Annotated in this window: 18 protein-coding genes; 7 read left to right on the top strand and 11 right to left on the bottom strand. The window is 60.1% G+C overall.

The features are described 5' to 3' along the window. Nucleotides 1–36: 36 nt before the first annotated feature. The 5 genes from ACZ5M5_RS18740 to ACZ5M5_RS18720 form a co-directional block, all read right to left on the bottom strand. Nucleotides 37–1,128 (bottom strand): acyl carrier protein, encoded by a 1,092-nt coding sequence (locus tag ACZ5M5_RS18740; protein ID WP_464737786.1) that lies wholly within the window; start codon nucleotides 1,126–1,128, stop codon nucleotides 37–39. Between the two features lie 119 nt (nucleotides 1,129–1,247). Next, entirely contained in the window at nucleotides 1,248–3,011 is a 1,764-nt protein-coding gene (locus tag ACZ5M5_RS18735) for an FAD-dependent monooxygenase (RefSeq protein ID WP_464737785.1), read from the bottom strand. Between the two features lie 3 nt (nucleotides 3,012–3,014). Further along, the gene (locus ACZ5M5_RS18730; RefSeq protein WP_464737784.1) at nucleotides 3,015–3,626 is read right to left on the bottom strand and encodes an HAD-IB family hydrolase; all 612 of its coding nucleotides are present in this window, start codon (nucleotides 3,624–3,626) and stop codon (nucleotides 3,015–3,017) included. Next, nucleotides 3,616–5,136: a class I adenylate-forming enzyme family protein gene (locus tag ACZ5M5_RS18725; RefSeq protein WP_464737783.1), complete on the bottom strand. Its 1,521-nt coding sequence runs from the start codon at nucleotides 5,134–5,136 to the stop codon at nucleotides 3,616–3,618. Before ACZ5M5_RS18725 ends, ACZ5M5_RS18730 begins: the two co-directional genes overlap by 11 nt. Nucleotides 5,137–5,217: 81 nt before the next feature. Beyond that, nucleotides 5,218–6,231, bottom strand: coding sequence for an SDR family oxidoreductase (locus ACZ5M5_RS18720; RefSeq protein WP_060741788.1), 1,014 nt, complete (start codon nucleotides 6,229–6,231; stop codon nucleotides 5,218–5,220). Nucleotides 6,232–6,745: 514 nt separating this feature from the next. On the opposite strand from ACZ5M5_RS18720, the gene ACZ5M5_RS18715 reads away from it, so the two are divergent. After that, nucleotides 6,746–7,342: a TetR/AcrR family transcriptional regulator gene (locus ACZ5M5_RS18715; RefSeq protein WP_464737782.1), complete on the top strand. Its 597-nt coding sequence runs from the start codon at nucleotides 6,746–6,748 to the stop codon at nucleotides 7,340–7,342. 10 nt (nucleotides 7,343–7,352) lie between these two features. Here the strand turns inward: ACZ5M5_RS18715 and hisM are convergent, their stop codons facing one another. The 5 genes from hisM to ACZ5M5_RS18690 all read right to left on the bottom strand — a co-directional run bounded on the left by hisM (nucleotide 7,353) and on the right by ACZ5M5_RS18690 (nucleotide 11,467). Further along, a complete protein-coding gene (gene hisM / locus ACZ5M5_RS18710) occupies nucleotides 7,353–8,054 on the bottom strand; it encodes a histidine ABC transporter permease HisM (protein ID WP_464737781.1) in 702 nt (233 codons plus the stop codon). Beyond that, nucleotides 8,051–8,740, bottom strand: a complete 690-nt coding sequence (locus ACZ5M5_RS18705) for an ABC transporter permease (protein WP_464737780.1) — start codon at nucleotides 8,738–8,740, stop codon at nucleotides 8,051–8,053. Before ACZ5M5_RS18705 ends, hisM begins: the two co-directional genes overlap by 4 nt. Before the next feature lie 24 nt (nucleotides 8,741–8,764). Continuing rightward, nucleotides 8,765–9,535 carry an ABC transporter substrate-binding protein gene (locus ACZ5M5_RS18700; protein ID WP_060741792.1) on the bottom strand — a complete coding sequence of 257 codons (771 nt, stop codon included), beginning with the start codon at nucleotides 9,533–9,535 and terminating at the stop codon, nucleotides 8,765–8,767. A 61-nt stretch (nucleotides 9,536–9,596) separates the two neighbouring features. Continuing rightward, on the bottom strand, nucleotides 9,597–10,451 hold the full coding sequence (locus ACZ5M5_RS18695) for a PfkB family carbohydrate kinase (RefSeq protein WP_464737779.1): 855 nt from the start codon (nucleotides 10,449–10,451) through the stop codon (nucleotides 9,597–9,599). A 2-nt stretch (nucleotides 10,452–10,453) separates the two neighbouring features. Next, nucleotides 10,454–11,467 carry an SIS domain-containing protein gene (locus ACZ5M5_RS18690; RefSeq protein ID WP_060741794.1) on the bottom strand — a complete coding sequence of 338 codons (1,014 nt, stop codon included), beginning with the start codon at nucleotides 11,465–11,467 and terminating at the stop codon, nucleotides 10,454–10,456. 246 nt (nucleotides 11,468–11,713) lie between these two features. Here ACZ5M5_RS18690 and ACZ5M5_RS18685 point away from each other — a divergent pair, with 246 nt between their 5' ends. Next, nucleotides 11,714–12,505, top strand: a complete 792-nt coding sequence (locus ACZ5M5_RS18685) for a GntR family transcriptional regulator (RefSeq protein WP_060741795.1) — start codon at nucleotides 11,714–11,716, stop codon at nucleotides 12,503–12,505. Between the two features lie 182 nt (nucleotides 12,506–12,687). Beyond that, entirely contained in the window at nucleotides 12,688–13,599 is a 912-nt protein-coding gene (locus ACZ5M5_RS18680; protein WP_464737778.1) for a bifunctional helix-turn-helix transcriptional regulator/GNAT family N-acetyltransferase, read from the top strand. Between the two features lie 6 nt (nucleotides 13,600–13,605). Here ACZ5M5_RS18680 and ACZ5M5_RS18675 read toward each other — a convergent pair whose 3' ends face one another. Continuing rightward, complete coding sequence (locus ACZ5M5_RS18675; RefSeq protein ID WP_192262379.1) at nucleotides 13,606–14,349, bottom strand: GntR family transcriptional regulator; 744 nt, start codon at nucleotides 14,347–14,349, stop codon at nucleotides 13,606–13,608. A gap of 134 nt (nucleotides 14,350–14,483) precedes the next feature. On the opposite strand from ACZ5M5_RS18675, the gene ACZ5M5_RS18670 reads away from it, so the two are divergent. The 4 genes from ACZ5M5_RS18670 to ACZ5M5_RS18655 are packed head-to-tail and all read left to right on the top strand — an operon-like array spanning nucleotide 14,484 to nucleotide 19,499. Beyond that, nucleotides 14,484–15,323, top strand: a complete 840-nt coding sequence (locus ACZ5M5_RS18670) for an ABC transporter ATP-binding protein (RefSeq protein ID WP_103309470.1) — start codon at nucleotides 14,484–14,486, stop codon at nucleotides 15,321–15,323. Further along, nucleotides 15,320–16,321, top strand: a complete 1,002-nt coding sequence (locus ACZ5M5_RS18665) for an ABC transporter substrate-binding protein (protein ID WP_103309472.1) — start codon at nucleotides 15,320–15,322, stop codon at nucleotides 16,319–16,321. Before ACZ5M5_RS18670 ends, ACZ5M5_RS18665 begins: the two co-directional genes overlap by 4 nt. A 7-nt stretch (nucleotides 16,322–16,328) precedes the next feature. After that, a complete protein-coding gene (locus ACZ5M5_RS18660; protein WP_060741800.1) occupies nucleotides 16,329–17,078 on the top strand; it encodes an ABC transporter permease in 750 nt (249 codons plus the stop codon). A gap of 51 nt (nucleotides 17,079–17,129) precedes the next feature. Beyond that, nucleotides 17,130–19,499: a CehA/McbA family metallohydrolase domain-containing protein gene (locus tag ACZ5M5_RS18655; RefSeq protein WP_464737777.1), complete on the top strand. Its 2,370-nt coding sequence runs from the start codon at nucleotides 17,130–17,132 to the stop codon at nucleotides 19,497–19,499. The last annotated feature ends 58 nt before the right edge of the window (nucleotides 19,500–19,557 follow it).

The following is a 19,557-nucleotide window of genomic DNA, read 5'->3' as shown; positions in this document are numbered from 1 at the left end:
TCGGTCACCCGGATTCCATTCCTGTTGTTGCTGGGCTCAGCTCAGCCTGGCCAGCAGCGACAAGGCATCCTGGGGCGTGCGACGGGACATCAGCGCTTCACCGGCAAATTCGCTGGCCGAGCACTGCTGCGCCATGGATTGGCAGAGCGTCTCCCGGGCAAAGCCGTTGAGACCCAGTTGTGCGAAGGGCGTCTGGATATCGATCGCCTGCGCTGCGTCCGGGATCAACGGCGACAGGGCGTTGAACAGCAGGTTTTCCTCCTGTCCTTGAGTGTTCGTCGCGGCAGGGGAAGGCGTCTCGCAAGGCGTCGCTTGTGGCTGGGGATCGGCCAGGGCCGCTTGAATCAGGGCGATGGTTGCCTGCGGGAACCTGGCATTGGCCAGCTCGGAACTGTGAGCCTTGAGCTGCGGCCACAGGGCGACTACCGACTCGAGGAAATCCAGCTGCACCAGCGAATCCAGGCCCAGGTTTTCATAGCTTTGTGTCGGGTCGATCTGCTCGACCGTAAAGCCGGTGATCGCCGCCAGTTGATCGAGTACCCAGCCCTGGACATCCACCGCCGGTGCCTGTGGATCGGCTTCGAGCCGTGCGAGCAAGGCGGTCGGGGTCGGGGCATCGAAGAGCTGCGAGGTGAGTGCTTTCTTTTCCGGGAAGTGCTGGGCCAGGGATTCGAAGATATCCACCAGCCCCAGCGAGTCGATCCCCAGGCTTTCGAAACTTTGATCGAAGTCGATCTGTTGCGCCTGGAACCCGGTCACCGTGCCGATTTCGCTGCGCAACCATTGCCCGTAGCTGAGTGCGGTGGCCTGTTCGACGGTTTCGGCGGCGGGCACCGGAGCCAGTATTGTCGGGTTCGAGTGAACAGGCTCCAGCACCGCAACATTCTGGCTGACGGGGGCGGCGATCCCATGGGCATAAACACCCTCGAGAACTTGTTGATGAGCATTGAAATAGTGGGCCGTGACGGATTCGGCCTGTTCCAACACCCGCAGCAATATCGCTTCCTTGGCGATATTGGATTCGCACAATGATTCAATGATCTTTTCGGACAGAGAGAAATAGCTGTGGGCTATTCTTCCGTTGGACACGATGAATTCCTGCACCACATCGTTAAGTTGCATGCGCATAAGGTTCTCCTAACCAAAGTCGGTCGATATTTCTATACAGAAGAAAGACCAGAAATCGCGGCCCAGGACTGGGCCGTGTTTATATCAATGAAGCGAACTGGCAGTAGCCATGGAGCGACTTAAAGTTGGAGTTCCATTGCGTCGATCTCGCGAGTCAGCGTTTTTCTGGCACCCTTGAGCAACCCGGACCTTACGTTCAGATACGTCACCAGCGTCATTGCATCGGCGCCCTGGAAAGCGATGTAGCCGTCAGGACGAATCAGCATCAACGTGCCTTCCTTGGCGTGGTAGCGCTTGTGCAATCGCCAATCGGGGTCCAGCAGTGTCGAGTGCCAGGCCGGTAGCCCGGCGCTGCTCAGGGCGTCGATCACGCAATAGGCCTTGATGCCCGGGTAGTCCTTTTCCACCGACTCGGCCAAGGCGTAGTAGCCCGGCAATAACGGCGAAAACTGATCGGCCGCGCTGAAGATCAACAACGTGAACGTGCCATGAAACAGGTCGATCAAGCGTTTCGTGGGCAGCCCTTGCAGTTGCCACAACTCGACATCCGGCGCCAGTTGCCCGGCGCGGGGCGCGGCGGTCTGGAACTCGGGTTTTTTGCCTTTTTTATTCCAGTTCTGGCGCTGCTGCTTCGTCAGCGATTCTTGGATGTAGTCACTCTTGTCATAGTGGTACTGATGACCGGAAATCATTGACGGCAACCTGCGCTGGACCTTTTTGCGGTTGCTCAACAGCGGCAGGACATGGTCGCGCAGCCAGACCAGGGCGCGCCGCCGAACGGTAATCAGCCGTGTCAGGCGGTGTGCGGTGTTCTCGACTTCCAGGGCAACCGGATAACGCTCTTCGTTGTAGCTGTCGAGCAAGGACGGGTCCGCCAGGCCTTGGTCGACATAAGCGATTTTCCAGGCCAGGTTATAGGCCTCGGAAACCCCCAGGTTCATCCACTGGCCACCGATGGGGCTGCCGATGTGCGCCGAGTCCCCCAGCAAGAACACCGAGCCTTGCTGCATCGTTTGCACGCGGCGATGCTGGAACGAGGCGATGGTGGTCGATGAGATATTGGACAGCGTCATCTTTTGCCCGCGTCCTTCGCACAGGCGCTGAAAGTTCTCCAGGCTCAAGGACGGGCGCTCGCCTTCGGGGGGCAGGTTATAGGGCATTTCGATGAACAGCCGATAACGGGACTGGGCGCTGATCGGTGCGACGGCCACATAACCGTCCTGCGCACCCAGGAAGAACGCGCCCTCATCCTGGCTGCCGGACCATTGGATATCGGCATCGGCCAGCATGAAGAAGCGGTCGTAGGACGAACCTTCGAAGGTCATGTCCAGGCGTTTTCTGATGTTGCTGCGAGCCCCGTCACAGGCGGCCACCCAGCGACTGGTGAAGGTTTCGTCGGTGCCGTCGGCATGCTTGAGCGTCATGCGTACCGACCCTGGCAGGTTTTCGATGTCCACCAGTTCGGTGTTCCATTCCACCTCGGCGCCCAGTTCCTTCAGCCGCTCCAGGAGAATCTTCTCGGTTTGCGGCTGTGGCAGGCTCAAGAGCAGGGGATAGGTCGCGTCCAGGTAGGAGAAGTTGTAGTTCAGCACCCGCCTGGCGTTCGACTGCACGGAGAATTGGTTGATCGTGAAGCCGTCGTGGATGGCTTGCTCGGCAACGCCCAGGTCTCTGAAGATTTCCAGGGTCCGGGAGTGGATCGCCATGGCCTTGGTCGCCGTCGAGGGTCCGGCGTTCTTTTCAATGATGCGAAACGCCACACCCCATTTTTTCAGCATGATTGCCAGGGACAGGCCAATGGGGCCGGCGCCGACGATCATGACGGCCGGGGCGCTGCCAGGGCGCTTGAAATGCTGGGGGGCCAACGTGCTCAGAGTGTTCATCGATCAGTACCAGTTTCTGTAGAAGGGAGAGTTGGCAATGCCGAGCAGGGCATCGTCGCCCGATGAGTCGCCGTAGGCATAAATGTAAAAATCATCAAGGTTGCTCAGGCAGCCTTTGAGCCGCGTGACTTTCTCTCGCTCTACACAGTTGGTACCGGCTATCCCGCCAGTCAGTTTGTTCTTCGCCGTGGCCAGGCGGGTGCCGCACACATAGTCGAACCCCGCGACCCGGCCCCAGGGAATCAGGTAGTTTTCCGGCGAGTTGCTGACCAGGGCGGTGACGTGCCCCATGGATTGATGCCATTGCAGCCGCCGCAACGCCTCGGGCCTGAGCCAGCGCGGGAGCTGTTCGCTGATGAAGTACTTGGCGTGCTCGCGTTCTTGTTCCACCGACAACCCGCCCAGGTAACAGGCGATGAAAGCCAGGCGCGCTTGCATCAGCGGTGTGATGCCCAGGATCACGCTGAGCATCTTGGGCAGCAGGGGAATGATCCTGAGCCAGAACGAACGGGTACCCACGATAAAACGCATGTAGCGCCAGAACGTGTGGCGGTCGGTCAATGTGCCGTCGAAGTCGAAAACGGCCAGTAACGGTTGGGTGCTGTTAGCGTGCATGTGCCTCTTCCTTGAGCGAGATGATCTCGATGGTCTTGGGCAGCTTGAAGCCCGACAGGTAGCGCGAAAGCAGGGTGGAAAGCGCGTTCTGGTTCAGCTCGCCGGTCCCTTCGACGCACAGGTGCAGCACGTTGACTTCCTTGTGGTCCGGGACGATGTAGGCCCTGGCCCGCACCACATCGGGGTGCTTGAGGGCGATGGATTCGATTTCCACCAGGTCGACCATCTGCGCCTTGATCTTCGAGATCCGCAGGCGTTGGCAAAAGAAAAATACATGCCCAGCGTCGTCCCGCCAGACCAGGTCACCGCTGTGGAACCAGCCCTCGCGGAAGAACCGGGCATTGCTGTCCTCGGCATCGTTGTAGCCGTCGATCACCATCGCGCCGCGGATCAGCAATTCACCGATGCGGCCGGGTGCCACGTCCTGGCCCTCGGCATCGACGACGCGCAGTTCCACGCCGGTGATCGGCTGGCCCATGGCGCCGCGGTGGACCTCGCCGATCGAGCTCTGGACAATGACCGGCATGCTTTCGGTCAGGCCATAGCCTTGCAGCACCGGGTTGCAACCCAGCAGCTTGCCCAGTTTCTCGGCTTCATCGGCCGGCAGGTGGCTGCCGCCGGAATAAATCATCAGTTGCGGGTGCAGTGGCAACGGCGTGCCTTTGCGTTTGGCCAGGCGCGTATTGAAGTAGCGGATGACATCGGGCACCAGGCAGGCGAAGGTGACCTGGTGCTCGGACAAGACTTCGGCCAGGTCGCGATTGAGCAGGGTGTTGGTCATGAGCAGGGTGGCGCCCACGCTCAAAGGGAACACCATCATCACCGACAGGCCGAAAATGGCATACAGCGGTAGCGTCACCAGGTGCACCGAGCCGACGCCCTGCAGGTGAAAGTGCTCGTGCAGGCCATCGCTCGATTGCGTCAGGTCGAGGTAGCGGTGAGAAACAGCCAGGGGCCTGCCGATACCGCGGTAGGTGAACTGCACCGAGACGATCGGATTGCCGTCGGGCAACGACAAGGGTTCGAGCTGTCGAGGAAGTTCAGAGGCGGCCGTTGCATGGGCGGGCAGGGGCGATGACGGTTCGCTCCCACCGTCCAGCACCAGGGAATGCCTGACGCCGTTGTCCGGCTGGAATACCTCGCTGTGTTGTCCCCACAACGGTTCGGTCGTGACCACCAGCGTCGGCCTGGCGAGGCTGACGACACTGTTCATTTCGAAGGGAGTCAACTTGTAGTTGAGGATGACCGGGATGGCACCCCGCCCGATAATCGCCAGGTAGTAAGCGATGAACGCCACCCCGTTAGGCAGCACCAGCGCTACTTTATCGCCTGGCAATACACCGAGTGCCGTCAGGGTACCGTTGCAGGCTTCGGCCTTGATGCGCAGCTCGCGGTAAGTGACGGTCTCTTCTTCCGTGTCCAGGTGCCGGATAGCAACTTGCTCTGGGAACGATTCCGAAAAACCGACAAAACGATGCAGAAAACCTTCTTTATATGAAAGGCTTTTCATTTACCAACCTCTTTCAATCCTTGGATATAGGGCGCGTCAAAATAAGTACTACTGAGGCAGGCTTTATATGAAGTGTTTCAATTAAGCATCTGTGTAGTTGTTATTCCGATACCAGTCCAGGGTATCGGTCAGGGTTTCAGCGACAGGGCGGAACTGGCATTCCAACTCCCTTGAACTTTTGTTGTGGCTGAAATGGGTACGGCCTTGTTCTTGCGCCATGAGCTTGACCGTGGAAGTACTGATGAGTACCGGTTTCTTGGTAATCCGGTAATAACCTTCATAGATCAGCGCGATGATTCGCAGCATGAACAAGGGCACTTTTCGTTCCGGGGCTTTCACGCCACTGACGCTGGACAGCGCCTGGAAAATGCTTTTCATGTCCATGTGATTGCCGGCGGCGAGGTAACGCTCTCCGGACCTGCCGCGGGTGATGGCCGCGATTTGATGTTCGGCCACATCCCGGGCATCGACGACGGAAAAGCTTCCGGGAAGTACGCCGGGCAATTTCTGTCCGACAAAGTCGAGCAGGAACTGGCCCGAGGAGGTCGGGCCGATATCCCCCGGGCCGAACATCCACCCTGGCAAGACCATGGCAATGAACATGTCCGGGTGCTGCGACAGGAATTGCTGGACCTTTTGTTCGGACAATATTTTGCTCAAGTAGTAATCGTCAGCCTCCTGTTCACTGCGAGACATGGTTTCATCGATCACTTGATCTTTATTGCCCTTCAACACGGCGATGGAAGAGGTGTGCACAGCACGACGGATGCCGGCGGCATAGGCGGCTTGCAACAATCGCTCGGTGCCGGTCACATTCGTGTCATAGAGTTTTTGCCAGTGTTTCCCGCCTTTGTAACTGTCGCGGAAATAGGCTGCGGTATGAAACAAGGCATCGCACCCCTGCAGGGCATGGCTGAAGGCATCGACATTGAGCATGTCGCCTTCGACCCATTCCACGGGTAGGCTGGCGAACTGTTTCTTGGCTTTCTCTGCGGAACGAACCAGTGCTTTTACTTTGATGTTTCGTTTTAACAGCGCACGAACGATATTGTTCCCGAGCAGGCCCGTAGCGCCTGTAACGAAGGCATATTCCATTAAAATACCGCTCCTGTGAGATGACCTGCCATTGCATCGAGACCCGTGTCACGGACGTGATGCCTGGATCAGGCGTTGGGCTCCACCAACGGCGCAATTAAAAACCATTCGGTATCTGAGAATCAAGTGGTATTTAGTCGTAATGGCAAATCAGTGGCTCTGAACCGGGCCTTACGCAGATTTTTTTACGCTGTGGTGTGCCGTGGGACGGTGGGAAAAAATGCCGTTTTGAGGTGGGTAGGAGGCACTCCATCCAGCTCGTCAGGCAAAGACCACAACGGTTTTGCCTTGCATGGGCCCAGGCAAGAAAGTGACTGGGTAGTCATCTTGCGTTCGCCTCAAGATTGTCCCGGTTACATGGCACATACATGGCACGGGATGGAAGTTAAAATGTAAATGATTGAACGAGGTGCGTATAAGATATGATGGCGAAGATGGATTCCATACAGTGAGTAGCCGCTGCGTCGCATTTAGTTACATGTACGTAATTTGACTGGCCAAAGGAGCCGAGGGCGTGATTAAAAAGAGACTAGGTCGAGAAGAGAGCCAGCAAATAACAAGAGATAAATTATTCGACACTGCCACTGAGCTGATGATCAGCAAAGGCTTTCATGCCGCCAGCGTCAACGTTATCGCCGAGGCGGCGGGCTTTTCCAAAGGGGCCTTCTTTTCCAATTTCTCCAGTAAATCGGATTTGCTCCTGCAACTGACTCAACGCTTCAAGCGAGTTGAAATCGATCGCTTGAGCGCGACCCTGGCGTCGGGCTATTCGGCGGAGCAGTTGAGCCATGGCTTGAATGCCTATATCGACACCCTGAAGAACAATACCCGCTGTGCGATCCTCGATGCCGAGTTGCAACTGATCGCCCTGCGGGATGAAGAGTTCTCACAGCATTACTACGACTTGCATGAGGAAAACAGCGAAGCCCTGGGCAAGTTGATTACCATCATATTCAACCATGCTGGCAAGAAACCGCCGCTGGACTATGCCGCGCTTGCGAAGACCTTCACGGCCCTGTCCGAAGGCTTGATATTGCAAGGGCATAAAGATCCGGCGATTGAAATAAAGCTGGTGCTCAATTCGCTCATCCAGACCGCGGAGCCTCTATAGGTCTTCATCGTTATCGCTGATAAGCCAGCAATCGGCGTTCAGCCAATCGGAATACACCCACCAGTGCGCACGCCAGCAACATGTAGAGCAGCGCGGCAATGCCATAGGCCTGGAACGTCTTGAAGGTGGCAGCGTTGACATCTGCCGCGATTTTAAGGATGTCAGGAACGGTCGCGGTAAAGGCGATGGCCGTGGCGTGCAGGACAAAGATCACTTCGTTGCTGTAGGCCGGGAGTGCTCGGCGCAGCATGCTCGGTATCAGCACCAGGAGGAATAGCTGAGTGCGGGTCATGCCCAGGGCGAGGGCGGCTTCGATCTCGCCGCGTGGGATGGTGCGCAGCACGCCCGCGAGAATCTCGACGGTGTAGGCACAAGTGTTCAAGGCCAGGGCCAGGATCACGCAATGCATGCCATCGCGAAAGAACCACCACAGGCTCGGCGATTCCCTGATGACGCTCAGGCTGGCCAGGCCGCTGTAGATGATCAGCAGTTGCACGAACAACGGCGTGCCGCGCAACACCAGGGTATAAAGCTGGACAGGCAGTGCCAGCCAACGATTGCCATAGGTGCGAACCAGCGCCAGGGGGATCGCCGCGCACAAGCCGATGACGGCGGACGTGACCAATAACCATAGCGTGACGACCAGGCCGCTCCAGCGGTAACCGTCGGACCAGAGAAAGTTCGGTCCGAATTCCTTCAGAATCTCGATCATGACACGCTCCGCGGCGGTTCAACGCTGTAGCGCCGTTCCAGGTGTTTGAGCACCAGGCTTGAAAGAATTGCGAAAGCCAGGAAGATCGCCGCAATCACCAGGTAGAAGAACATCTGCCTCGAGGTCGCATTGCCCGCCTGTTTGGCCACTTGGACCATGTCGTTGAGGCCCAGCAGCGAGATCAGGCCCGCGCTTTTCAGGAGCACTTGCCAGATATTGCCGATGCCGGGCAATGCAAACCGCATCATCTGTGGCAGCCGGATACGCCGCAGCACCTGCCAATGGTTCATGCCATAGGCCCGGGCCGCTTCCAGTTGGCCGAACGCTATCGCCTGGAAGGCACCACGAAAGGTTTCGGCGCAATAGGCACCGTAAATGAAGCCCAAGGTGCCGATCGCCGTACCGTAAGGGTTCAACTGGAGCGATTCACGGCCAAACGCTTCTGCCACTTGGTTGAGTCCGATCTGCGCGCTGTAGTAGATCAATAGCATCAGCACCAAGTCCGGCACACTGCGCACCAGCGTGGTGTAGAGCGTCGCGACCAGCCGCAGCGGTGCCAGTGGCGAGAGTTTCGCCAAGGCCCCGAGCAGGCCAAGCACGAGGGCGACGCAGACGGCCCACGTGGCCACTTGGACGGTCAGCCACGCACCCTGGAAAATGAGATAGCCGTACCCTTCGAGAAACATGCTTTCAGGCTCCGCGCGGTGGGTTCATTTCGGTGAGATATCGAAGTCGAAGTACTTACTGGCGATGCGTTCGTAGGTGCCATTGCGGTGGAGCCGTTCGAGCGCCTGATTGATTTCCCCGGCCAGGGCGGTATCGCTTTTACGCAATCCGATGCCGGTACCCGGGCCGAAGATCTCCGGTGACTTGACCACCTCGCCGGCATAGCCGAAGCCTTTGCCTGCGGGCTTTTTCAACAGGCCCTCGGAGACGGCGATGGCATCGTCGAACGCCGCATCCAGCCGACCGTTGATCAAGTCCGAATAGGTCAAGTCACTGCTTTGATAGGGCACCACTTCCACGCCCTTCAGGCCCCACATCCGCTTGGCATAGACTTCGAACACACTGCCTTGCTGCACGCCGATGCGTTTGCCGCGCAGGGATTCGGCCGTTGGTTGCAACGGGCTGCCTTCAGGGGCTACCAGGCGTGCCGGGGTGTCATAGAGGGTGTTGGAAAAGGCAATTTCGGCTTTGCGTGCTTCAGTGATCGAGAGGGCAGAGAGGATCCCGTCGAACTTCCTGCCCTTGAGGGCCGAGACCATGCCGTCGAAGGCGTTTTCGACCCAGACGCAACGGCGTTGCAATTCGCTGCACAAGCTTTCGCCCAGCTCGATATCGAAACCTGTCAGGGAGCCGTCCGGGCGCTTGGACTCAAAGGGCGGGTAGGTGGGATCGACCCCGAAACGCAGTTCTTCATTGGCCCCCCAGGACATCAGCGGGCTGGCCACGAGCATCAAACCGATCAGATATTTTTTCATCGACAGGGTATCCACGACAGGTTGGTAGAGCCGTCCCGGGAGTGGCCCGGGGCAGTACGCATCAGCCTTGAATGTTCAAGGCGTGTTTCAGTTGTTGAACGCGTTGGCTGTCCACGGTCCGCCCATGGCCAAAGCCACCGGCCCACCCGCACACCTGGCCGGCATGATCGACGCCGCGCGCAAGGCACTCGGCAAGGGTGCGCCGGGCTTGCCACGCCAGCAGGAACGCGGCGATAAAGCCGTCGCCGGCGCCCATGCTGTCGACGAACGCGCAGGCGCGCGCGGCTTGCTCATGCACGCCCTGTGCGTCGACTGCGAGGGCGCCCTGGGCACCGCGAGTGATGACCACCACCGCCGGCCCCTTGGCCCGCATCGCGTTCGCCAGTTCAATGGCTTGCGCCGACGAGAGATCGGCCGCCGAGAAAAAAGCGACGTCCACGTGCTGGATCAGGGCCTGCCAGTCGAACTCGACCCAGTTGTCCGAGAAGTCGAAGGACAGGCAACCACTGGCCTGGCGAACCTGGGCCAATTGATCTTCCAGGCCGCTGTAGAGGCTGCTGTGTGCCAACGGGAATGTGCCGATATAGGCCAGGTCGTCGGCATCGAGGCGCAGTTGGCGGCACACGCCAGGATCGCTGCCGAGGAACACCCGCTCGCCCTCGACGTTGTCGACGCACGCCCAGCCATTGGCACCCGATAACGTCCGGCAGCGTGAAGCATCGACCGCTTCCTGTTGCAGGCAATCGAGCAGGTACTGGCCGTGCCGGTCATCACCAACGCAGCCCAGGTAGGCACTGCGAGCACCCAGCCGGGCGGCGAATACCGCGACATTGAGTGCATTGCCGCCGGGGTATTCGATGGTCTGGTCCAGGTAGACGTCCAGGGTGTTGTCACCGACCGCGATCAGGCTGGCCATGCTCAGTACTCCGTTTTCCACATGTAGCGGCGGGTCGTCAGTGGCTGTTGGTGCCAGACCGCCAGGTGGGCGGCGATGCGTTCCACGGCGATGCCGACAATGTAGGGCGCGACAATGGCGCGGATCTCGGGGTCGATGCCCTCCATCGGGAAGTCCTTGGCGTCATAGACCATGACCCGTTCCGTGTAGCGCTGGCAGAACCGCACGACGCGCTCCATCTGTGCACGACTGGGGTCTTCGCCTACCAGCAGGAGCAGGGGCGTGGTGGCATCGATGGCTTCGAACGGGCCGTGGAAAAACTCCGCGGCTTCCACCGGCAGGCAATGCAACCACTGGCTTTCCATGACCACGCAGACGCCGAACACATAGGCTGTGGTGAACATCGGCCCCGAAGCAAGGAAATACATGACGCGGTCGTCTTTGTAGAGGCGTGCCTCTTCGGTTGCCCGTTGGTCATTATTGATCGCGGCATCGGCCAGGGCCCTTGGCAATGCCTTGAGCGAGCGGGTGAGCTTGTCCAGCAGCGGCCAGCCTTCGCGCTTGGCCAGGATCCCGCCGATCAGGGCCTGGAGCGTCATGAAACAACCGAAGTAGGCTTCGTCGGTACGTCCCAGCAGGAAGCAATGCTGGACGGCCTGGGCCAGTGGCAACTCGGCGGTCTGGGTCACGCCTACGGTGAGGCAAGGCTTGTCTTGCAGAAAGCGTGCGGCGGCGATGGTTTCCTGGGTCGTGCCGGACTTGGAGGCGAGGACCACCAGGGTGCGTTCATCCAGGCGCGGTGGATCGATGTCCATGAAATCGGCCGGGAAATAACGACGCACTTCCAGCGTGTGGCTATAGCGTTCAAGCCAATATTGCAGGCCGAGCATGATGCGGTTGGGAGCGCCGCAACTGACGAAATAGATGCGGTCGATCCGCGAGGCCAACTCCTGGCCGAACTGTTGGGCGTCGTCGACGATGTGCACGGATTGCTGCAAGGAACTGATGAATGCTTCCCGGTTGAACTGGATCGCCATGTGAACTCCTGGGCCTTGTTAAAGGGTTCATGCTGCTGTCATGAACACGATTTAGACCAAAAGCTATACCATGAAAAATACCATTACAAGGATTTTTCCCCATGGTCTAATAGGCTTCCTAAGGGATTTCTACGGTGTTCCGCGAGGCGGTTTTGCCGCTTATGATCAAGCTGGCGGGTTTGCGACATTATTTTTGGATTCCACAGTCGCAATGCAGTGCCGAAAAAATAATCCAGGATGTAGACCATGAAAGTAACGCCTCCAAAGTCTTCCGACGTTGCGCTGTTGGCGCCCGAACGCAAGCAGGTGGCCTGGCAGGCTGTGCAGGCCTTGCTGGAGATGCTGGAACGCCCGGAATTCGGGCCCACTGAACGGATCCCGGCGGAACGGGATCTTGCCGAGCACCTGGGGATCAGCCGGATGACCCTGCGCAAGGCGCTGCAGACGCTGATCGATCGCGGGGTCCTGGAGCGTCGGGGCAATCGTGGCACCTTCGTCACGGCGCCAGGTGTCGAGCGGCCGCTCAATACCGTCGCGCGCAAAGGTATCGCCGAAGTGGTCGAGCAGGCTGGCGCCCGGCCGGGCAGTAAATTGCTCTACTTCGAACAAACCCAAGCCAGTGCTCGTGTGGCGAAACTGCTGAAAATCCAGGAAGGCGACCCCTTGCTGACCATCAGGCGCCTGCGCACCGTGGATCAAAAGCCATTCTGCATCGAGACCAGTTACATCCCGGCCGCCCGGGCACCGGAGCTGGTGGCGGGAGACCTGATCGAGGGGGCTTCGTTGTATGCATTGTTGTTATCGCGCTACCAGATTGAAATAGAAAGCGACGAGGGCACGCTGAGCATCGCCACGATGAACGACCAGGAGGCGCGCTTGCTCGACGTCGAGCCCGGGACGGCGGCGCTGGTCTACCGGGGCGTGATCTTCGACCGCCAAGGGCAGCCCGTGGAGTACCTGGTCTCGATCAACCACCCTCAGCGCGTGGTGTTCAAGCTGGCGGACAGTCGGGTCAATAGCCTTCATGGCGATCATTAGGTGCATGTTCCATTCGCTGCGCGGCGTGGCCGTTGCTCCTGGGATATGGACTGGAAAGCTTGACTGAACGCACGGATGGGTATTTAGTTGTGTGGTACAACTAAATACCCATCGCGTCCGAGGTCCCCGTGAATCATTGCCCACCAGATCTGATTGAGAACATCCGTTCGGCGTCGCGTCTCATGGTGCGGGAGCTGGGGTTCATGCACACCACATTGGCTGCGACGGATTATCCGCCGTCGTCGGTACACACCATCGTGGAACTCGGCAATCGCCAATCCCTGACCGCGGGCGAGCTTGTCGAGCTGCTCGGCCTGGAAAAATCCAGCGTAAGCCGGATGGTTCGCAAGCTCATCGAGGCCGGCGAGATCGAAGAAGTTACCCATGAACAGGATGCGCGGGCCAAGAGATTGCGACTCACCGCCCAGGGGCAAAACACCCTCCGTGCCATCGATGCTTTCGCCACGCAACAGGTTGTCGCGGCCATGGCTCACTTATCCAATGGGCAGTGTCAGACCGTGAGCGAGGGGATTGCCAGCTATGCCATCGCGCTACACGCCCATCGGCTCGGTACAGCGCCGCCCGCGCCGGCGCAGTTGGAGATCGCGCGTGGCTACCGTCCTGGCGTCATTGGCCGCATTGTGCAAATGCATGCGGACTATTACGCCAGGCATTCGAACTTCGGCCAGTTGTTCGAAAGCCTGGTTGCATCGGACATGGCCGAGCTGATGGGGCGTCTGCACAATCCGCGCAATGAGGTCTGGGTCGCCCTGGATGGCGAACGAATAGTCGGTTCGATTGCCATCGACGGCGAAGGCGAGGGCGGCAGTGCGGTGCTGCGCTGCTTCATCCTGGATGATTCGGCGCGTGGCAAGGGGGCTGGCAGGCGCCTGTTGGCCGAAGCGATGAAGTTCTGCGACGAGTGGGGCTTTAGCTCAACGATCCTCTGGACGTTCCAGGGGCTCGACGCTGCTCGCAAGCTGTATGAAGCGTTCGGTTTCAGGTTGGAGCAGGAGCAAGAGGGTCAGCAATGGGGGCGACCGGTTACAGAACAGTGTTTTGTCAGGCCGGGCCCAACCGTCGCGCCAATTTGAATCCTATCAATTGGCGGTATTGGATTTGAACACCCCACTGAGCACGAAGGCGTAGCGTTCCGGGCGGATGAAAAACGTCGTGCGGTCGCAGCAACGGCCATCGGCGAAATAGGACGTGCGCTCCATGACCAGCAGCGCGGCACCGCGTTTGACGTGCAGCGCGCTGGCCAGGCTTTTGTCGGCTTCCTGTGCACGGATGGCCAGGTCGGCGCGGCTGACCGCCAGGCCGGTGATCGATTCGAGAATGGAATAGATCGGCTGATGTTCGACCTCAGCCCAGGCCACGCTGGCCAACTCTGCCGGCAGGTGGCTGCGTCCCAATGCGATGGGTTCGTCATCGACGAAGTGCAGTCGCTCCAGAAGCAGGCAGTCGTGCGCTTGCTCAAACAGACCCCGCAGGGTTTCCGGAACGGGCTGCAGGGCATGGCTGAGCACCTGCATGCTCGGTTGCAGCCCTTGCAACAACAACGCCTCATGAAAGCTGCGCAACGCATCCAGGCCGTGCCGCACCTGCTTGGCCGCGACGAAGGTGCCTTTGCCTTGCTTGCGCTCCACCACGCCGTCGTCGCTGAGCTTGCCCACTGCAAGGCGAACCGTGACGCGGCTCACCCCGAACCGTTCGCCCAACTGCGCCTCGGACGGTAGCTTGCCGCTGGGTTCGTAGTCGCCGCGCTGGATTTCTTCCAGCAGTTGATGGGCGATCTGTTCGTAGAGCGAGGTGGTGCTGTCGCGAAGAATGGAGGTGGACACTGTCAGCTTCCATGGCCTTGAGTGGGGCAGGGTGCCTTCACTTCTAAGGTTATAAAAATAGGTTATTGGGACTACTTGTATTAATACGTATTATGTCAGGCATTCCCATTGTAAACGACCTGACGACACTTGCCATGCCCAAAACCCTCCCTTACCCGCAGCCGCAAGCCGACGCTCTGACGGTCGATGACATCAGCTTCAGCTACCCCAACGGGCATCGCGTATTTTCCTCTTTCAGCCTGAACGCCAAACCCGGCGAGTTCGTCGCGATCCTCGGGCCATCCGGTTGCGGGAAAACCACCTTGCTGAACTTGTTGTCAGGGTTCGTGCAACCGCAAAGTGGCCGCATCACCATCAACCAGACCGCGGTACGCCCGGAGCGCTCGGAGCTGGGTTATGTGTTCCAGGCGCCGCAATTGTTCCCCTGGTTGAGTGCCCTGGAAAACGTTCGTTTCGGTCTGCGGATGAGCGCCCGGACCGACGAAGCGCAGCAGCGCGCACAGGCGTTGCAGTACCTGCGCCTGGTCGGCCTGGAGAATGCCGCGCAGCGGTTGCCGCACCAGCTTTCCGGCGGCATGCAGCAGCGCGTCTCCTTGGCCCGGACCCTGGCACTGGAACCCAGCGTATTGCTGATGGATGAGCCGTTCGCCGCGCTCGATGCAATCAGTCGCAACAGCATGAACGAAGAGACGTTGCGCATCTGGGCCGAACTGGGCCAGACGGTGTTGTTCATTACCCACGACATCGACGAAGCGGTGTTCCTGGCCGACCGAGTCATCGTGCTCAACATCGCGCCGGGCGGTATTCACAGCGAGCTGGAGATCCACCTGCCGCGTCCCCGCAGCAACCTGAAAACCCGTCGCCTGCCGGCGTTCCTCGATTACCGCAATGAGCTGATGACGCGCATTGCCCAGGTGATGGACGCCTGCGACACCACGGTTTACCCCACCCCTCGACTTGAGCTGACAGCATGATCAAACGTTCGCTGCTTGCCCTTACATTGTCCGCCGCCACGTTGGCAGGCAGCGCCTTCGCCGTGGCGGGCGAGGCGAAACCCTTGCGCGTGGGTTATGTCTTCGCCATGGCCAACGCCCCGGCGCTGATCGCCGACAAGCAAGGTTACTTCCGTGAAGAAGGCTTGAACGTCGACCTCAAGGCCTTGGGCGATGGTCCGGTGATCCAGCAGGCACTGGCCGCCGGTGAACTGGACGTGGCCTATGTCGGCACCCCACCGGTGTACCAATGGTTTTCCCGCGGGCTGCAAAGCCGGATCCTGGCGAAGGTCAATTACGGCCAGGCCGCAGTGATTGTCGACGCCAAGAGTCCGATCACCCAGCTGGAAGCGCTCAAGGGGAAAAAACTCGCCGGGGTCAAGAAGGGCAGTGGCATGGATGTGCTGCTGCGCGGTTATGTCCTGAAGGAAAAGGCCGGGCTCGATCCCGACAAGGACCTGGACATCATCGACATGCCGCCGGGCAACATGAACGCTGCCCTTGAACGTGGCATCGTTGACGCGGCATTTTCCTGGGAGCCCTTCGTCAGCCAGTCGGTGTTGCGCGGTTCGAGCCGGATCCTGCTGGACGTCAACCAGGCGCTGCCCCAGTACCCGTGGTACGTGGTGATCGCCTTGCCGAAAACCTTGCAGGAGCGCCCGGATGACGTGGTGAAGCTGTTACGCGCCCATCACAAGGCCATCGCCTTCCTCAATGAACATCCCGACGAATCGAACCGGCTCATCGCCGAGGCATTCAAGCTCGAATCGGTGCAAGGCATTGACGGCAAGACCATCGCGCCGGAAACCATCGTTGCCCAGGCCCGAACCCGGCTGGGCTGGTCGGCGGACTTGCAGGCGGCGGACATCCAGTTCATCCAGCGCCTGATGGATTACTCCCACGACCTGGGTTTTATCGACACCACGCTCAAGACCGAACAGATCGTGGATACCTCCTACCTGGAAAAAGCCGCGCACTGAGTCCGTCATGTCCTTGCCAAAACCGAATTGGGGATGGGCGTCGCTGCCATTCCTGTTGTTGATCTGGATCGCCCTGGCGAGTCGCTTTCCCACCTACATCCTGCCGCAGCCCTGGGACGTTGCCCGCGAGGCGCTGCGCTGGCTGGGGGACCGTTCGCTGTGGCAGCACCTGCAGGCCAGCGTGCTGGAAGAACTGGGTGGTTTTTGCGCCGCGGTGATCGTTGCGCTCCTGCTGGGCACGGCCGCTGGCCTGTCCTCGCGCTTTCGCGATTTCATCTCGCCGCTCAACAGCCTGTTCATGGCCATCCCGCCGATTGCCTGGGCGCCGCTGATCATGATCATTTTCGGCCTGGGTTATGTCTCCATCGTGCTGGTGATTTTCATTGCCGCGATGTTCCCCATGGCGGTGACCATCCAGGAAGGCGTGCAGAGCATCCGCGGCGGTGAAGTTCGCGCGGCACGGACCTTGGGTGCCAACGCCTGGCAACTGTTGGCCCACGTCTATTTACCGGCCTCGTTGCCGTTCGTGACCGCCGCCTTGCGCATCGGCTTCAGCCAGGGCTGGCGGGCGCTGGTGGCGGCGGAAATGATCGGCGCTTCCCGCGGCATCGGCTGGATGGTCGCCACGGGCGGGCAGATCGGCAACAGCAGCCAGGTGCTGCTGGGCATTGTCGTGATCGGCTTGATTGCCTGGCTCATGGAAAGCTTTGTGTTCCGGCGCATCGAGCGTCACTACCAGCAATGGCGCGTGCAATAAGCATCGCCCACGTATTCGAACCCTTCAGTGGACCACTGCACGAGGTGTCATGTGAGTAACGTTTTCGATCCCCGCGAAGCCGGGCATTACATCGCCCCACAAGGCCTGTACGAGCGCAACAAGAAACGTCCGTTCCTGGGCAGCGTCCACTGCGACCGTGACACGCTGGTCGCCGGGCAGTGGGATGAAATCACCCTGGTCTACGAGGTCGGTGGCAGCGGCCTGGCCGACGGCGCGTGGCTCAAGCTGGCCTTCAAGTTCTATTCCGACTGGGCCTTGTTCCAGACCTCGAACCCGGCCGGTCCCAACTATGTCAGCGCCGAATACCAGGCCGGTGAGCTGGTCCCCGGCCAGAGCCAGGCCACGGTGCAGCACTTGAAGGTGCGCTTCGACCAGAAGGGCCATGAACGGCCATTCCAGAAAGCGATCATCATCGACATCATCGACGGGTACCTGAACCCGGGCGATAAAGTCATCATTCGCCTGGGGGACCGACGCCAGGGCGGGGCGGGGACGCGGGTGCAGAGTTTCGTCGAGAAGGATTTCCGTTTCCGCCTGTTCATCGACCCGTTGGGCAGTTCGAAATTTGCCGAAGTGCCGGGCGATCCTTTGTTGGACATCGTGCCGGGACCGGCGCAGCGCGTGCAACTGATCGTGCCTCGACTGGTCAGCGCCGGGGAAGCCTTCGATGTCCTCTTGCGGGTGGACGATGCCTGGGGCAACACCTGCCGAAACTTGCCGCTCGAGGGTGTCCTGACCCTGGTTGATCCGGAGGGCGGCGAGCGCCGACAGCCGTTCACGCTGGCGTCCGAAGGTTGGGCGACGGCCCGGCTCGAGGCGCTTGAGCTCGGCGCCGTGGGCGAGTGGCGTTTGTCCGCCAACGTGGCGGCGCCGTTTGTCGACGGGGCCCAGGCCTTCGTCACTGTCGACCCGGCCGGTACGGCGTTGCGCCCGCTCTACGCCGACCTGCATGTGCACTCCGATGACACGGTGGGCACCAACGACACGCTGTACAACCTCAGCTACGGTCGCGATGTCGCCGGGCTCGACGTCCTCGGCTACACCGCCAATGACTTCAATATCACCGAGCAACGCTGGGACCAGGCGGTCAAGCTGATCCACGAGCTCAATGAGCCGGGCCGATTCGTGTGCTATCCCGGAACCGAATGGTGCGGTAACTCTTGCGCGGGCGGCGACCGCAACGTCGTATTCCTGCATGACCGCAAACCCGAGTTCCCCTTCGACAATCAAGGACGACTGGTGCGTTCCTTCGAATGGAACGAGTTCACCGCCGGCACCATCAAGCCAGGCGCCTGGCCGGTGGACGAGTTGTACGCCGCCTATGCCAAGGACCCCGAAGGCCATCTGATGATGCCCCATGTCGGTGGACGCCGTTGCAACCTCGACTGGCATCACCCGGAACTCGAGAGGCTGATCGAGGTGGGTTCGGCCTGGGGCCAGTTCCATTGGGTCTACGCCGAAGCGCTGCAGCGTGGCTATCGGGTTGGCGCCGCGGCCAACAGCGATGAACACCAGGGCCGCTGCGGTGGCGGCGTTCCGGCCACGGCGGTGTTCGGCTCCCGTGGCGGGTTGACGGGGGTGGTCGCCGAGGCTTTCGACCGCGCCAGCGTCGGCAAGGCCTTGCGCGCCCGCCGTACCTTCGCCACGACCGGGGAGCGTTCGTTCGCCAGCCTGCGCCAGGGCAAGCACTTCATGGGGGAAGTCTTCACTGCCGATTCGAATGCCTCCCTGGACTATCGACTGCTGGGAGAGGCCGGGTGGGAGCAGGTCGATCTGTTCGATGGCGACCAGTTGATCTGGTCGCGCAACCTGCACCAGGAACTGGGTTTCTGCGCGCAGCGCATTCGCCTGCGCCTGGGTGGCGCGCGGATCAAGGACCGCTATCGCGGTGCGTACTGGACTGGCGAAATCCGTATCACCGGCGCGGTTATCAATGGTTTCCGCGCCCTGGGCCTCGACCATCCCGAGCAGACCGTATGGCGCAAGGACGCCACGGTCCTGGCGTTTCGCACCGACACCAACGGCGATACCGACAGCATCGAAATCGACCTGTCGCAACTGGCCGGCGCCACGCTACAGATCCACAGCCGTATCGACAATTACATCAAGGTCGGCGACCCGTCCGAACCGCAACCTTACGTGCATGCACCGACCGTGGTGATGGAGCTGTCCGGCGATGAGTTGTTGGCGCAATCGCAAGTGGTCGAGCAGTTGCCGGGCGCGGAGTTGAAGCTGTCCCTGGAACGGATGACCGCTGCACCGTTGCCCCGTGAGTTGCAGGGGCGCATCGAACTGGCACGGCTGGGGCTTGATCCAGGGCGTGAACACCCCTTGTTCATTTGTGCCCGCCAGCGGGATCAGTCACGGGTCTGGACCTCCGCGCTGTTTCTGACCCTGTAGACGCTGGCATTGGCTGACAGAAAACAAACTGGCTAATTGCGACACGCCGTCGTCCGGC

This window comes from Pseudomonas sp. Van50, assembly GCF_055390755.1.
Note: the sequence above shows the minus strand (reverse complement) of the source record. Positions and strands in the feature narration are given on the sequence as shown.